The 14,062-nt window shown below is 69.5% G+C and carries 13 protein-coding genes; 7 read left to right on the top strand and 6 right to left on the bottom strand.

The genetic code is table 11. The annotated features are described in order from the left end of the window. Positions 1-9: 9 nt before the first annotated feature. The gene (locus OHA77_RS33850) at positions 10-1,002 is read left to right on the top strand and encodes a LacI family DNA-binding transcriptional regulator (protein WP_326824145.1); all 993 of its coding nucleotides are present in this window, start codon (positions 10-12) and stop codon (positions 1,000-1,002) included. 91 nt (positions 1,003-1,093) lie between these two features. Here OHA77_RS33850 and OHA77_RS33855 read toward each other — a convergent pair whose 3' ends face one another. After that, positions 1,094-2,113: a LacI family DNA-binding transcriptional regulator gene (locus OHA77_RS33855; protein WP_406313382.1), complete on the bottom strand. Its 1,020-nt coding sequence runs from the start codon at positions 2,111-2,113 to the stop codon at positions 1,094-1,096. 188 nt (positions 2,114-2,301) lie between these two features. Between OHA77_RS33855 and OHA77_RS33860 the strand changes: the two genes are divergently transcribed. Next, positions 2,302-4,224: an Ig domain-containing protein gene (locus tag OHA77_RS33860; RefSeq protein ID WP_406313383.1), complete on the top strand. Its 1,923-nt coding sequence runs from the start codon at positions 2,302-2,304 to the stop codon at positions 4,222-4,224. Between the two features lie 66 nt (positions 4,225-4,290). Here the strand turns inward: OHA77_RS33860 and OHA77_RS33865 are convergent, their stop codons facing one another. Beyond that, positions 4,291-5,322: a LacI family DNA-binding transcriptional regulator gene (locus OHA77_RS33865; RefSeq protein WP_406313384.1), complete on the bottom strand. Its 1,032-nt coding sequence runs from the start codon at positions 5,320-5,322 to the stop codon at positions 4,291-4,293. Between the two features lie 166 nt (positions 5,323-5,488). Here OHA77_RS33865 and OHA77_RS33870 point away from each other — a divergent pair, with 166 nt between their 5' ends. The 4 genes from OHA77_RS33870 to OHA77_RS33885 are packed head-to-tail and all read left to right on the top strand — an operon-like array spanning position 5,489 to position 10,565. Beyond that, a complete protein-coding gene (locus OHA77_RS33870; protein ID WP_406313385.1) occupies positions 5,489-7,384 on the top strand; it encodes a glycoside hydrolase family 127 protein in 1,896 nt (631 codons plus the stop codon). A gap of 12 nt (positions 7,385-7,396) precedes the next feature. After that, positions 7,397-8,767, top strand: coding sequence for an ABC transporter substrate-binding protein (locus tag OHA77_RS33875; RefSeq protein ID WP_406313386.1), 1,371 nt, complete (start codon positions 7,397-7,399; stop codon positions 8,765-8,767). After that, positions 8,767-9,666 (top strand): sugar ABC transporter permease, encoded by a 900-nt coding sequence (locus OHA77_RS33880; RefSeq protein ID WP_326824139.1) that lies wholly within the window; start codon positions 8,767-8,769, stop codon positions 9,664-9,666. Before OHA77_RS33875 ends, OHA77_RS33880 begins: the two co-directional genes overlap by 1 nt. After that, positions 9,663-10,565, top strand: coding sequence for a carbohydrate ABC transporter permease (locus OHA77_RS33885; RefSeq protein WP_326824138.1), 903 nt, complete (start codon positions 9,663-9,665; stop codon positions 10,563-10,565). Before OHA77_RS33880 ends, OHA77_RS33885 begins: the two co-directional genes overlap by 4 nt. A gap of 65 nt (positions 10,566-10,630) precedes the next feature. Here OHA77_RS33885 and OHA77_RS33890 read toward each other — a convergent pair whose 3' ends face one another. The 3 genes from OHA77_RS33890 to OHA77_RS33900 all read right to left on the bottom strand — a co-directional run bounded on the left by OHA77_RS33890 (position 10,631) and on the right by OHA77_RS33900 (position 12,815). Then, the gene (locus OHA77_RS33890) at positions 10,631-11,422 is read right to left on the bottom strand and encodes an SGNH/GDSL hydrolase family protein (RefSeq protein WP_406313387.1); all 792 of its coding nucleotides are present in this window, start codon (positions 11,420-11,422) and stop codon (positions 10,631-10,633) included. After that, a complete protein-coding gene (locus OHA77_RS33895; RefSeq protein WP_406313389.1) occupies positions 11,419-11,994 on the bottom strand; it encodes a PadR family transcriptional regulator in 576 nt (191 codons plus the stop codon). The genes OHA77_RS33890 and OHA77_RS33895 overlap by 4 nt, the downstream gene beginning before the upstream one ends. Positions 11,995-12,191: 197 nt before the next feature. Then, entirely contained in the window at positions 12,192-12,815 is a 624-nt protein-coding gene (locus tag OHA77_RS33900; RefSeq protein WP_406313390.1) for a TetR/AcrR family transcriptional regulator, read from the bottom strand. 48 nt (positions 12,816-12,863) lie between these two features. Here OHA77_RS33900 and OHA77_RS33905 point away from each other — a divergent pair, with 48 nt between their 5' ends. Beyond that, positions 12,864-13,814 carry an NADP-dependent oxidoreductase gene (locus OHA77_RS33905; RefSeq protein WP_406313392.1) on the top strand — a complete coding sequence of 317 codons (951 nt, stop codon included), beginning with the start codon at positions 12,864-12,866 and terminating at the stop codon, positions 13,812-13,814. Positions 13,815-13,919: 105 nt separating this feature from the next. Here OHA77_RS33905 and OHA77_RS33910 read toward each other — a convergent pair whose 3' ends face one another. Next, the gene (locus OHA77_RS33910) at positions 13,920-14,048 is read right to left on the bottom strand and encodes a hypothetical protein (RefSeq protein ID WP_406313393.1); all 129 of its coding nucleotides are present in this window, start codon (positions 14,046-14,048) and stop codon (positions 13,920-13,922) included. Between the last annotated feature and the right edge of the window lie 14 nt (positions 14,049-14,062).

The following is a 14,062-nucleotide window of genomic DNA, read 5'->3' on the forward strand; positions in this document are numbered from 1 at the left end:
AGGTTGTCAGTGGTCACGCTCGAGGATGTCGCGCGGCAGGCGGGCGTCTCGCTCGCCACAGCCTCACGGGTGCTCAACGGAAGCACCCGGCAGGTGGGGGCGTCCCTGAGGACCAAGGTGGAGCTGGCCGCCGCCCAGCTCGGCTACCGGACCAACGTGGCCGCGCAGACGCTGGCCCGGGGGGCCAGCAACGTGATCGGACTGGTGGTCCACGATCTCACCGACCCCTACTTCGCTGCGATCGCGGACGGCGCCATGCGGGTGGCCGAGAGCCAGGGGCTGGTGGTCATGGTCGGCACCACGCACCGCGACCCCGAACGGGAGATCGCCTACGTCTCGACACTGAACGCGCAGCGGGTCGGTGCCGTGCTGCTCGCCGGGTCCCGGGTCGCCGACCCCCACGTGACCCGCGGGCTCCGTGAGGAGCTCGACCACTACCGGCGGACCGGCGGGCGGGTGGCCTGCGTCGGCCAGGACCTGCTCGGGGTGGACTCCGTCGTTCCGGGCAACCGTGAGGGCGCCGCCGCGCTCGCCCAGGCGCTCGCCGGGCTGGGACACCGGCGCTTCGCGGTGCTCGCGGGCCCCGCCGGACTGATCACGGCCGGCGACAGGACGGCCGGATTCGCCGGTGCGCTCGCCGGGCTCGGCCTGCCGGCGCCGCAGGTCGTGCACGGTTCCTTCGACCGCGACGGCGGCTACGCGGCGGCGGCCGCGGTCTCCGGCGCCACGTGCGTGTTCGCGGTCAACGACGTGATGGCCGTGGGCGCGCTGGCCTCCTTCAGGGACCGTGGCATCCGGGTGCCCGAGGACGTCTCGGTGGCGGGATTCGACGACATCGCCACCCTCCGGGATCTGGTCCCGGCCCTCACCACCGTACGGCTGCCGCTGGCCGACATGGGCGCCCGCGCGCTGGAGCTGGCCCTCGGCTCCGATGAGAAGCCTCGCGTCGTGCACGTGAGCGGCGAGGTCGTCCTCCGCGAGAGCGCCCGCAGCCTGGCGTAGGCCGCCTCCCGCCGCCGGATCCGGACCGCTTCGAACCCGATCCGCGAGAGCCCGGACAGCTGCGAAAACAGGGGCCACTCCCGTCGATCGGTCACCTGGGGTTGCCTCGGGAGGATTCGCGCAGCACGAGGCTGCTCGGCACGGTCAGCACGCCGCTCGGCCGGGGAGCACCACTGATGGCGCCGAGCAGGTGCTCGGCGGCGACCCGCCCGATCTCCCCCAGATTCATGTCGACCGTGGTCAGCGGCGGCCTGCAGCCCAGCGCCATCGGCTCCCAGTTGTCGAACCCCACCAGCGCCACGTCGTCGGGGACGCGCCGTCCGCGCTCCCTCAAGGTCTCGCAGACCCCGCGGGCGATCTGATCGCTGCCGCAGAAGATCGCATCGACCTCGGGATGCGCCCGCAGCAGGATGTCGGCGCCCTGGCGGCCCCATTCCTCGCTCCACTCGCCGAACAGCGCCTCACCCGCGGACCGCAGCCCGGCCTGCGCCAGCGCACTCGTCATGCCCTCCGCCCGCCGCCGGGCCGCCTCGAACCGCGGTGGACCCGTCACGTGACCGATGCGCGAGCGTCCGGTGGCCAGGAGATGCCGGGCGACCAGTGCCCCGCCGCCGAGGTCGTCGGGGATGACGGAGAAGTCGGAGTCATCGGTCGACCGGGTCATGGCGTATACGACGGGGACCGGCAGGCTGGTGCCGATGCTCGGGCGAGGTTCGGTGCGGCGGCCGGTGACGATGATCCCCTCGACACGGCGGGCCAGCAGCCGCTCGACGTAGTGCCGCTCGCGGATCGGGTCGTCGCGCGTGTCGCACATGAAGACGGAGATCTGGCCGGCGCCCAGGGCGTCCTCCGCGCCGAGCATGACCGGGATGCTGAAGCGGCCGAAGCTGTCGCACGACACCAGGCCCACGGTGTATGTGCGCCCGGCCAGCAGCCCCTGTGCCATCGTGTTGGGCCGGAAGCCGAGCTCCTCCGCCACGGCCGCCACCCGGGCCCGTGTCTCCTCGCGCAGCTTGCCGCGCCCGTTGAGCGCTTTGGAAGCCGTGCCGATCGACACGCCCGCGGCCGCGGCCACCTCGCGGATCGTGACGGCTGCCACCTGTTCGGACAAGCCTTTTCCTCTCCGTGGTTCAGCGGGCAGAGCCCCGGGTGAGCATTTCCGAGGGCGGCCTCCCCCTATTGACTCCGGGCTCATATCAAATCTACCTTCCATTAGGAAAACCTATTCCTTTTGTTTCCTTCAGGTGGCGTGGAGGAGCGCGCGATGACCCTCACAGGTATCAGGAACCGGAGCCTGCCATGAAACGAACGCTCCTCTCGTTGGCCCTTCTCTCCTCCGTGCTGGTAGGCGTGCCGGCCGCGCATGCCGCTCCCACCGTCCAGGTCGTCGACATGTTCGGCAGGGTCGTCAACGGCTACGGCGTCAAGCTGGTGGACTGGGAGGGATACCTCGCCAACCCCTACGTCGAACTCACCGTCCGCCCCCCGCAGGACGTGCCGTTCCCGGTCACGATCGACCTCAAGGCCGAGGGCACCTCCCGGCTGATGATGGACCTGCCCAGCCAGCTCACCGCCACCGGCGCGACCAAGAGCCTGACGTTCGCCAACGCCTCCGAGCAGAAGACCTTCAAACTGGCGATCCACTCCAAACGGGGCGCGGGCACCGACGAACAGCACACTCTGCGGCTCACCACCAAGGCCGCGGACAACACGACCTACCAGCAGACCATGCCGATCCGGGTCCAGCAGGACCAGAAGACTTCGCTGGAACCGACGATCCCGATCACCTTCGACTACCGCTACGACACGATCACCGGTTACTTCTCCGGCCAGCCCTTCAGGACCGCGGCGGAGGAGGCGGTCAAGGATTGGTTCAGGTTCTTCGACCTCCAGCCCTTCGACACGGTGGCCGCCGGGACCGAGAACAACCACCTGCCGGGCAACGACTGGCAGAACACCGTCTCCGTCACGAACAACGCGGCCTACAACGGCATGTGGGTCTACTTCCGCGGTATCCAAACCCCCTACTCCACCGGCTATCCGGCCGCCAACGGCAAGTACCACGCCAGGAACGGGCAGCAGCTGCCCGGCCCGATCCACCGCTCAACCGCGATGATCTTCGAGTACGACGAGGCGGGCAAGCAGCTTTTCACCTCCTTGGCCGACGAGGACTGGTACAAGACCGAGATTCAGGGTTCGGTGCTCGACGTGCACGGCCTGGTCATGCACGAGTACGGCCACGCCGTCGCCTTCCACAGCGACTGGGCGGGGATGCGGAACTACGTCAGCACGTCAGGGGCGAGCGACCAGGACGTCATCGACTACATGGGGCACCCGGTCCCGCTGGACAGCAGCTACCACATTCCGGGTACGCAGGAGAGCTGGGACCGGCTCAGCGGGCAGAGCGGAGGCTGGACGCACCTGTTCCCGACGCGCCGCTGGATGCTGACCAAGCTCGCCCTGCTGGTCGCGGAGAACGCCGGCTGGAAGGTGAACCGCAACCTCACGCCGTTCCTCAAGCCCTCCATCGTCACCACCGCCCTGCCCCAGGTCGCCGCGGGCCAGCCGTACCAGCAGACGCTGTCCGCCAAGGGCGGCGTCCCGTTCTACGACTGGCGGGTCACCGGCGGCGCGCTGCCCGCCGGGCTCAGCCTCGACAGGTTCACCGGAACGATCAGCGGGACCAGCACGGCGGCCGCGGGCACGTACTCCGCCACCGTCGAGCTGCGCGACTACGACAAGCTCAGCACCCCGGTCACCAGGACCTTCCAGATCACCGTCGGCGGCACCGCGCCGGAGAACCTGGCGCGGAGCGCGACCCCGACGGGGTCCTACACCTCGCCGTGGGAGAGCGTCGCGGCACTGAACGACGGTATCGACCCATCGTCCTCGAACGACACCGCCAACCCGCGCTGGGGCACCTGGCCGCAGACCGGCACTCAGTGGGCCGAGCTGACCTGGCCCTCGGCGCGGACGATCAGGTCGGCCGACGTCTACATCTTCGACGACGCCATGGGGGTGCGCGCCCCGGCCTCGTGGAAACTGCAGTACTGGAACGGCGGCGCCTACGCCGACGTGCCCGGTGCGAGCGGATACCCGACCGCGCTCAACCGGTACAACCGGGTGAGCTTCACCGAGGTGAGCACCACCCGGCTCCGCGTCGTGCTGACCAGTGGCCAAGACTCGGTGGGGCTGCTGGAGGTGAAGGCCTACGGTTCCTGACGCGTCTACCGCGATCAAGGAACAGCAGAGCCTTGGGGGGCGGGTGCCCCACCCTGCGGGCGTCGTTCAGGTGAGGGCGACCCTGGTCGACTCGCGCAGGACCAGCTCGCACGGGACCGTCTGCACTCCGCCCGGCGGCGGAGACCCGGCGATCGCGTCCAGCAGGTGCTCGGCCGCGACCCGGCCGATCTCACCCAGGTTCATGTCGACGGTCGTCAGCGGCGGCCTGCTGCCCAGCGCCATCGGCTCCCAGTTGTCGAAGCCCACCAGCGCGACGTCATTGGGGATGAGCAGGCCGCGCTCCCGCAGGGTCTCGGCGGCGCCGCGGGCGATCTGGTCGCTGCCGCAGAAGATCGCGTCGAGTTCGGGCCGGGCGCGGAGGAGGATGTCGGCGCCCTGCCGCCCCCACTCCTCCGACCAGTCCCCGAACAGCGGCGCGCCGGCGGGCTCGGCGCCCGCCTCGCCGAGCGCCTCCGACAGCCCCGCCGCGCGGAGCCTGGCCGCCTGGAACCGCTCAGGTCCGGTGATGTGGCCGATACGGGTGCGGCCGGTGGCGAGGAGATGCCTCGTGGCCAGCACCCCGCCGCCGAAATCATCGGGGATGACCGAGATATCGGTCGGCTCGGTCGACTGGGTCATCGCATACACCACCGGTACTGGCAGATCGGTGCCGATGCTCTGGCGGGACTCGGTGCGCCGCCCGGTCACGATGATGCCCTCGACCCGGCGCGCGAGCAGCCGCTGGACGTAGTGCCGCTCGCGGATCGGGTCGTCGCGCGCGTCGCACATGAAGACGGAGATCTGGCCGGCGCCCAGGGCGTCCTCCGCGCCGAGCATGACCGGGATGCTGAAGCGGCCGAAGCTGTCGCCGGTCACCAGGCCCACGGTGTGGGTACGGCCGGCCAGCAGGCCCTGGGCAAGGGTGTTGGGGCGGAAATCGAGTAATTCGGCGGCGGCGGTCACCCGGGTCCTCGTCTCGTCGCGCATCCTGCCGCGGCCGTTGAGCGCCTTGGAAGCGGTCCCGATCGACACGCCGGCGGCTGCCGCGACATCTCTGATCGTGGCCGGCTTTCCGGGCTCGCCGGAAGGGTTGGACAACCGTTTTCCTCCTTGGCTCGGCTTGGCTCCCGCACAACAACAGCTCTGACGCTGGGAGAACATGGGCCTCTTGACCCATGTTGCGTCACAGCTTACCGTCGGTTTGAGAAAACCTATTCTCAGTTTTCCTGCTGGCTCGCTGTTTCCCCTTGGCCTGAGGAGCTCGATGGGTGCCTTCCACGAACAGGTCCGCGGTCCCGCCGTACCGACACCGGTGTCCCGGGCGGTGCAGCGCCCGCTGGGGATCGGCGAGGTGACGATCACCGGCGGGCCGCTGGGCCGCTGGCAGGAGATCAACCGCGCGGCCAGCATCCCGCTCGGGCTGGTCCAGATGGAACAGGCGGGCAGCCTGCCCAACCTCAGGCGCGCCGCCGGTGCGGCGGGCGGGGAGTTCCAGGGTTACCGCTTCCAGGACTCCGACCTCTACAAGCAGCTGGAGGCGGTGGCCTGGGAGCACGGCAGGGCGCCCGCCGCCGAGTACGTGGAGTTCATCGACCAGGCGGCGCGGGTGCTCGCCGCGGCGCAGCGCGCCGACGGCTACCTCAACTCCCACTACCAGGTGGTCAAGCCGGACAGGATCTACGCCGAGCTCGAGTACAGCCACGAGATGTACTGCGCGGGCCACCTGTTCCAGGCGGCGGTGGCCGCAGCCCGCGTCGGTGTGGGTGAGGAGCTGGTCGCCGTCGCCAGGAGGTTCGCCGATCACCTGGTCGAGGTGTTCCTGCGGGGCGGCGACGACGGCATCGACGGGCACGCCGAGGTCGAGTCCGCGCTGGTGGAGCTCTACCGGCTGACGGGGGAGGGTTCCTACCTGGAACTGGTCAGGAAGCTGATCGACAACCGGGGGAAGGGGCTGATCAAGGACAGCGGCATGGGCCCCCTCTACGCCCAGGACCACCTGCCGGTCAGGGAGGCCGACACCCCGGTGGGGCACGCGGTGCGCCAGCTCTACCTGGAGGCCGGGATCGTCGACGTCTACCTGGAGACGGGTGATGAGTCGCTGCTGGCGTGCTCGGTGCGGCGCTGGGAGGACATGGTCGCCACCAAGACCTACCTCACCGGCGGAGTGGGCTCCCGCCACGACGGCGAGGCGTTCGGCGAGCGCTACGAGCTGCCGCCGGACCGCGCCTACAACGAGAGCTGCGCGGCGATCGCCGGCGTCTACTGGAACTGGCGACTGCTGCTGGCCACCGGCCAGGGGCGCTACGCCGACCTGATCGAACGCACCCTCTACAACGCGCTGGCCGCCTCCACCTCGGCCGACGGCGTCCGGTTCTTCTACGTCAACCCGCTCCAGCGCAGAAGCGACCTGGTCGAGGACGCCTATCTCGGGCGGCGGCGGGACTGGTTCGCCTGTGCCTGCTGCCCGCCCAACATCATGCGTACGATCTCCTCCCTGGGCCACTACGTCGCCACCACCGACGACCGGGCGCTCGTCGTGCACCAGTACGTGCCGGGAGCCATCCGCTCCGGCGAGTTCGCGGTGTCCGTCGCCACCGACTTCCCGTGGGACGGCAGGGTCACCTTCACCGTCGAGCGGGCGCCGGAGCGAGAGTGGACGCTCAGCCTCCGCGTTCCCGCGTGGAGCGCCGCCACCACCGTGGACGGGCGGCCCGCCGCCCCGGACGGCAACGGGTACGTCGCCCTGGAGCGCACCTGGCGGCCGGGCGACACGGTCGAGCTCGAACTGGACCTGACGCCGCGCCTGGTCCACCCGCACCGGCGGATCGACGCGGTACGGGGGAGCGTCGCCGTCGAGCGGGGGCCGCTCGTCTACTGCTTCGAGCAGACCGACCAGGGCGCCGACGTCGAGGAGCTCGCGCTGAGCCCGGAGGCCGGGCTACGCGTTCTCGACAAGGACGACCTGCCCGGGGTCGGCAGGACCGTGCTCGTCGAGGCCGACGCCCTCGCGATCGCCCAGCCCGGCGCCGGCCTGCCGTACCTGACCACTCCTTCCGACCACCTCGCGACCAGTGCGCACGTGACCGCCACGGCCGTCCCCTACTTCCAGTGGGACAACCGTGACGGCGGCGCGATGCGGGTCTGGCTCCCCCTCGCGTAAAGGAAAACGATCATGAGAAGACGAGACCTGTTCAGGATGGGCGGCCTGGCCGCCCTCGGCGCCGCCGCCGGGGCCTGCAGCAGTGGCGGCAGCGGATCGGGTTCGGCGGGGAAGGTCCGGCTGCAGTTCATGTACTGGGGATCGACATTCGAGAAGCAGGCCATCGACAAGATGCTCAAGGCCTACGAGCGGCGGCACGCCGGGGTGAAGGTCAACCCGCTCTACACCCCGGACGAGTACGACGTGAAGCTCAACACCCTGGTCGCCGCCGGCCGGATGCCCGACGCCGGATACGTGCCGATGTCGATGTCCTTCCGCCTGGCCGAGCAGGGCAAGCTGGTCAACCTCTTCCCCTACCTGGAGAAGTATCCGCAGCTGGCCGGCTATCTGCCTGATGCCTACCTCTGGTACGGCCAGGACAGGCTGCACGGCCTGGCCACGGCCAACGAGGTCGAGCTGCTGTGGTTCAGCAAGGCGGCCGTCACGGAGGCCGGGATCACCCCGCCGCTGCGGGCCGCCGACGCCTGGTCGTGGGATGAGATGGTGCAGAACGCCTACAAGCTCACCATCGACCAGGGCGGCAAACACCCCGACGAGACCGGCTTCGACCCCGGGCAGGTCAAGCAGTTCGGTGTCTCCAGCAGCATCACCTACAGCGCCGCCTGGTATCCCTTCCTGCGCAGCAACGGCGCCGACTTCGCCGACGCGGCCGGCACCAGGTGCCTGCTCGACAGCCCCGAGGCCATCGAGGTGTTCCAGAACCTGCAGGACCTCATCCACAAGCACCGCGTCGCGCCCGGCCCCGGCCAGCTCGCCGCGACCGGCGACGACGTGCCCGGCACCAACATCCTGCTGAAGACCAAGCGCGTCGCGATGGTCGTCGACGGCCACTGGAGCCTGCTCGACATGAACGAGAGCAAGGTCGACTACGGCATCGGCGTGCTCCCCAAGTACGGGGAGGCGTTCACCACGACCCAGGTCGCGGGCGCCTCGGCGATCTTCGCGGGCACCCGGCACGTGGCGGAGGCGGTGGAGCTGTTCGCCTTCCACAACGACCCGCGCTACGTCGACCTGTTCAAGCAGGGCCTGTGGATGCCGCAGGAGAAGAAGTACTACGAGGACCAAGCGGCCATCGACGCCTGGACCAAGAACGAGCTGCACCCGCCGGAGTTCAGGACGGCGGTCGTCGACTACACGCGCGAGCACGGTGTGCCCGACATCCGCAACCGGGTCAAGAACCTGTCGGCGATCTCGAGTGACGTGCTCACCCCCGCCCTGCAGGAGATCGAGTCCGGCAGGCGCCCGGCGGGCGAGGTGCTCAAGGAGGCCGCCCCCAAGATCACCAGCATGCTCCAGGGCTGGCACCACACCCAGGACCTGTGATGACCCGGCTCTCCGGCCAGCGCAGACTCGAACGGCGCTGGGGACTCCTCATGGCGATCCCGGCGGTCCTCGGTTTCGCCGTCTTCACCGTCGGCCCCATGATCGCATCGCTGTTCCTCAGCCTGACCGACTGGCAGATCGGCGGCACCCCCTCCTTCGTCGGAGTGGACAACTACACCTCGATGCTCGACGACGAGCTGTTCTGGAAGTCGCTGAGCGCCACCACCTACTACACCCTCGGCGCCGTCCCGCTCGTCTTGATCGTCAGCTTCGCCGTGGCCATGCTGCTCAACCAGAAGGTGCGCGGCCTGTCGCTGTGGCGGACGATCTTCTACCTGCCGACGCTGGTCCCGGCGATCGCCAACGTGGTCCTCTGGATCTGGATCTTCAATCCGGACTTCGGACTGCTCAACTCGGTGCTCCGCCAGGCCGGCCTGCCCGGCTCCCAGTGGATCTACGACGAGGGCACCGCCATCCCCTCGCTGATCATCATGAGCACCTGGGGGTTCGGCAACACCATGGTGATCTTCCTGGCCGGGCTCCAGGGCGTGCCCAGGCACCTGTACGAGGCGGTGTCCATCGACGGCGGCGGGCCGCTGCGCCGCTTCTGGCACGTGACGCTGCCGATGATGACGCCGACCATCTTCTACAACCTCGTGGTCGGCGTCGTCGGCACCTTCCAGGTCTTCAGCCAGGCCTACGTGATGACCGAGGGCGGCCCCAACCAGTCCACCCTCTTCTACGTCTACTACCTGTTCCGCAAGGCGTTCACCGAGAGCGAGATGGGTTACGCCAGCGCCCTGGCCTGGGTGCTTTTCATGATCATTATGGTGGTCACCTTCCTGCTGTTCCGTAACGCCCGCCGATGGGTCTACTACGAGATGGCAGGTGCCCGATGACCACGCTGACCACCCCGGACAAGTCCCGCGTCGGGATGGTGGCGCCGACCGCCGGGCTGCGCAGGCCCAGGAGGTACGGCAAGGCGCTGATCTACCTGGCCCTCCTCGCCGGTGCCGTCCCCACCCTGCTGCCGTTCGTCTGGCTGGTCCGCAGCGCCCTCATGCAGGACGGCCAGATGTTCGTCGCGCCGCCCCAATGGATTCCCGATCCCTTCGAATGGGGCAACTTCAGCGGCGCGCTCACCGCCCAGCCCTTCGGCCGCTACCTCCTCAACACCGTCGTCATCGCCGTGGTCAGCGTCCTCGGCACCGTGCTCACCTGCTCGATCGCCGCCTTCAGCTTCTCCAGGCTCCGCTGGCGCGGCCGCAACATCGTCTTCGCGGTCCTGCTCAGCAGCGTCATGCTGCCCTACGCGGTCACCCTCATTCCCACCTTCGTGATGTGGCAGGAACTCGGCGCGCTCGACACGATCCTGCCCCTCACCGTGCCCAGCTGGTTCGCCGGCGCGGGCGGCGGGGTGTTCAACGTGTTCCTGCTCAGGCAGTTCTTCCTGACCATCCCCTTCGAGCTGGACGAGGCCGCCTACATCGACGGGGCCTCGCCCTGGCGGGTGTTCTGGACGATCGTCATGCCGCTGTCTAGACCCGCGGTCATCGTGGTCACCATCTTCACCTTCATCGGCACCTGGAACGACTTCCTCGGCCCGCTGCTCTACCTCCAGAACGAGGAGAACTACACCCTCTCCCTCGGCCTGGCCTCCTTCCAGAGCATGTACATCACCCAGTGGGGATATCTCATGGCGGCCTCCGCCGCCGTCATCGCCCCGATCATCGCGCTCTTCTTCTTCCTGCAGCGCTACTTCATCGAAGGCGTCACCCTCACCGGCATCAAGAACTGAGGCACCCACGAAGAAGGCGGCCATCGCCGTCCCCGCCTCCTCTGAGGGCTCCGCGCCGCCGCGGCTCACTCCTCGGGGGAGAGCAGTACGGGCACGAGATCGGGGCGCTTGGCGGTGCGGCCGTCGCCGGAGGACCTGCCGCGCATACGGCGGTAGATCCATGGCCCGGCGAAGCCGGCGATCCAGCGGAACTCCGTTCCCGCGGTGCGCAGGGGGCCGCGCGGGGCGAGCGGTGCCAGCGGGGCCGACCAGGTGTCGTCGCTGCCCGGGAGCCCGAGGGCGTGGGCGAGGGCCGCGGCGATCCTGGCGTGGCCCAAGGGGCTGGCGTGCAGGCGGTCGGGACTCCACATCCTGGCGTCGGTGGCGAAGGCGTGCGGGAAGGTGTCGATCACGGTGACGCCATGGCGGGCCGCGGCCTCGCGGATCCGTTCGTTGAGTGCGAGCACGCGGGGCAGCAGCGGCCGGGCCAGCGGCGCGATCTCGCCGATGTCGGGAAAGGTCACCGTCAGAACGTGCGCGCCCGACGCGGTGAGCGCGGCGAACATCTCCTCCAGGCTCGCCGCGATCGCGGTGGCGTCGAAGCCGGGCCTGATCAGGTCGTTCATCCCGGCTATCACGGTGGCCAGGTCGGGCTGCAGCCGCAGCGCCGGGGCGAGCTGCTCGGTGAGGACCTGCGCGGCCAGCCGTCCCCGTACGCCCAGGTTGGCGTAGTGGATGTCCGGGGACGCCGCGGCGAGGTGCTCGGCGAACCGGTCCGCCAAGCCGCGATAGCCGCGCAGTTCGTCGCCGTCGCCGAGGCCTTCCGTCTGGCTGTCGCCCAGCGCGACGTACCGGGTGAAGGTCCTGGCCTGGGTCATCGGTCCTCCTCGGGGTGGCCGGCCGTACGGGAGCGGAGCAGGGCGGCGGTGCTCAGGCACCAGTCGCGCATCTCCCGCTCCAGGCGGCATCCGGCCAGGTAGGTCAGGTACGGGCCGATCCGCTCGGCCGAGCGGAGGAACTCCTCCTCGTCGAGGTCGCCGCGCAGCCGTCGCATGCCCTGTTCGAACAGGGCCAGTTTGGCGGTGGCTTCGGCGACCCGTTCGTCGAGCTGGGCCAGCACGGGGGAGGGGTCGAGGTGGTCGACGGCCTGGACCTTCACCGCCAGATCGTCGCGGATGGACAGCGGTTTGGACGCGGTGGCGGCGAAGGCGGCGAGCTCGTCCAGGCCCGCCCCGGTGACCGTGAAGACCCGCTTGTTCGGACGGTCGAGCTGGACGACCTGTCGCCCGGAGATCATCCTGGCCTTCTCCAGCTTCGCCAGCTCGGTGTAGAGCTGCTGCGGTGAGGCGTACCAGAAGTTGGACACACCCACGTCGAAGATCTTGGCGAGCTGGTAGCCGGTGAACTCGCCGTCCAGCATCGCCGCCAGTACCGCATGCCGTAATGCCATGAAAAGGACTATCTATTCAATTTCATGATTAGTCAAGAAATTTAGGTTTGGAAGGTTCGCAGGGGCGGCCGATCGAGGTGGACAAGGGCAGGAAACCACATCGCAGCGAGCGCATCGAGGCCCGGGCGGCTCAGCGCAACCGACTCCAACCTTCACCTGGCAGCCCACAGCATGATCACGAATTTCGCACCGTAGCACTAGCGTCTGGAGAGAGGCAGCCGGACGGCCGGCGGAAGCGGTGTCAGGCCGGGGTCCGCCCGGAACGACTGGATCATGAGGGCCGCGAAGCGGCGCGACGCCGCCACCCTCAGCTCGGGTGACTCGGCGCGGATGCCTTCGTTCGCCATCAGCGCCAGGCTGATGTCCTCCAGCACGAAATCCCCCCGCAGGGGACCCGCCTCCTTCGCGCGTCGCACCAGTTCGAGCAGCAGGCGCAGTGTGCGATCGCGTTCCGCGGCGAAGTCGACCGCTTGGGGAAGCCGCGAGGTGAATGCGCGGGCGAAGCCGCGGTCGAGGGCATGCATCTCCATGAGCTTCTCGATCACCAGGCAGAACCCGCTCCACGGGTCGCCCGCCGCCAGACCCTCCTTCACGACCGCCGAGCAGGAGGCCAGCTGCTCGGCGAAGGCTTCGGTCAGCAGTGCTTCCTTGGTCTGGAAGTGCCGGTAGACGGTCGCGACACCGACCTCGGCGCGCCGGGCGATCTCCCGGATCGGCACGTCGAGGCCCTCGGCGGCGAAGGCCGCGCGGGCGACCGCGAGGATGCGCTCGCGGTTGTCGCGGGCGTCCGAGCGGAGCTTCGTTACCACTTGGGCCGTCACCGCTCTCACTTTAGCCAAACGGACGGGGCGCTCCGTTACGGTCGCCGGATGAGAGCAGTTCAGTTCACCGAGTACGGCCCGCCCGACGTTGTGCACGTCGCCGAAGTGGCGGCGCCGCACGCCGGACCGAGCGAGATCCGCATCAACGTACGGGCCTCCGGAGTCTCGCCCGGGGAGATGCGCATCCGTTCCGGGGAGATGCGTGACGTGGTGCCCTTGACGTTCCCGTATCGGACCGGATTCGACGCCGCGGGCGTGGTGGACGAGGTCGGCGACGGCGTCACGGGCGTGGACATCGGCGACGCGGTGTTCGGCATGACCACGATGACCGCGCGCGGCGCCAATGCCGACTTCGCCGTCCTGGCCGCCTGGGCGCCCAAACCGGACGCGTGGAGCTGGGAGGAGGCGGGCGGCGCCGCAGGCAGCGTCGAGACGGCCACCCGGGTCCTCGACCGGCTCGCGGTCGGAGCCGGGCACACCGTACTCGTGCAGGGCGCGGCCGGAGGGGTGGGCACCATCGCCGTCCAGCTCGCGGTCGCCCGCGGCGCCACCGTCATCGGTACGGCGAGCGAGCACAACCACGACTTCCTGCGTTCCCTCGGCGCGGAGCCGACGACATACGGGACGGGGCTCGTCGAACGGATCCGCGCGCTGGTACCGGCCGGAGTGGACGCGGTGTTCGACTGCGCCGGAGGGGCGCTGCCAGACCTCATCGCCATCGTCGGCGACACGGCGCGCGTGGTGACGATCGCCGACCTCGCCGCGGCGGCCCACGGCGTACACATGTCGCACGGAGCGCCGGCCGGCGCCACGGGCTCGGCGGTGGGAGCCCCTGCCGACCCACTGGCGCTGCATGGCCTCGCGATCGCGGTCACGCTCGCCGGCGAGGGCCGGCTGCGGGTGCCGGTCGCGGCGGCGTTCCCGCTCGCCGAGGCCGAGGCCGCGCACGAACTGAGCGAAAGCCGCCATGCCCGCGGAAAGATCGTGCTGGTGAGCTGATCGAACGCCCGTGGCCGGTCACGGCGACCGGTCACGGACCCGATGCTGCTCGGCGAGCCGGGGCCGTCCGCGGTCCCGTGTCGTCCGGCAGAGGTCATTCGTCAATCATTGCTGCTTCGCCCCTGGTGACGGCGGCCCGAGCACCGGGTCGAGACGTTCGCCGTCAGCCGGTCGCGCTGTCTTGATCATGAACGTCGGCTGGGCGACAATCTGCGGATAGATGGCCATACCCATATGAGCAGGAGAAA

Origin of the sequence: Streptosporangium sp. NBC_01639, assembly GCF_045209755.1 — a bacterium.
Lineage (GTDB): Bacteria > Actinomycetota > Actinomycetes > Streptosporangiales > Streptosporangiaceae > Streptosporangium.